Source organism: Pelistega suis, assembly GCF_013133795.1.
Lineage (GTDB): Bacteria > Pseudomonadota > Gammaproteobacteria > Burkholderiales > Burkholderiaceae_B > Taylorella > Taylorella suis.
In genome coordinates this window covers 1-1,090 of the sequence record NZ_JABGBN010000020.1, presented here as the reverse complement: position 1 = coordinate 1,090, position 1,090 = coordinate 1, and the positions used below count along the sequence as shown (strand labels likewise).

The 1,090-nt window shown below is 37.4% G+C and carries 1 protein-coding gene; it reads left to right on the top strand.

Annotated elements, in window-relative coordinates:
* A partial coding sequence (locus HKX39_RS10555) for an Imm49 family immunity protein (RefSeq protein WP_216605101.1) occupies window positions 1-1,066 on the top strand: 1,066 nt, incomplete at its 5' end.
* Window positions 1,067-1,090: the final 24 nt, after the last annotated feature.

Sequence of the window (1,090 nt, the reverse complement as noted above, 5' to 3'; positions counted from 1 at the left end):
ATTCCAAATAAATCAAAGTAATTTTATTAAGGATATCCATATGCCAAGACGTAGAAAAAACCTAGTAATGGAGAAGTATAAAGTTTATTTAGGGAGTATCGCAGAACGAAGTTATCAGGAGTCTATAGATTTTTGTAAAGGATATGCAGGAGAACTTGATGTTACTAACCCCAATCATTACATGGTAGATCAAGCATTGGAGATTATTAAAACAGGCGTGGGTAATCCCTTTGCTTGTATGGAACAGATTGGGGTGCTATACAAAGGACAATCCTCAGTGGATTTGGTGGTTCATGGAGATGTTCAAGCCTTTAAGCAAAACGCTTATGTGGCAGCGAAATTATGGATGTTAGGAAGAGAAAGTGCTCGCTGGGGGTATTTTCAATTTGGTTCGATGTGTTTTTTATCTCTATGCTCAGATAATCCTGATTTAAAAGAGTTTTTAATTACACAGCAAGATATTATTTTAGGTCCCTTGGAACAAGTGATTTATAAACATGATGATATACGTTTTTATCTTGAGCGTTTAATTTTGTTGGCATTAGCAGGAGATTGGGAAAGACTAAGAGAGGGTTGTTTAAGGTTTTTGAATGATGAAAAACATTCTAAGGCGATAGAAGCCGATTTTCGATTTTTCTTAGCCATGTCTAATCAAGATGCTGAAGAAATGAAGCAGATATTGAATGAGATACTGGAGTATTGGATATCAACAAAGGTGACGATAGACTTAGATATCCACTTTGACTTTTATCTATATTTACCGGTGCTGACCTATGCCAAGATAGCGATGATACATGGTTATGACCTAGGAATAGATAGCCCCATTGCACCAAAAGAACTTATTGAGGTAAGACCTTTGGCCTCCTATGAAGACCCTTACGATTTTATGAAGGAGTTTGATTTTCATCAGCCACAACAGATATGGATAGATCGATGGAAAGCGAAGATGGAGGCTGGTTTGGCGTGGCGAGCGAGGGAACAAAAGAAGCTGAAAAATAGAATTCTAAGGTTTTTGGGACGTGGAGGCATAGATTTACAACCTCGCTCACCAATAGATGAAGGGTGAGACTAATTATTGTTTTATGCAGAA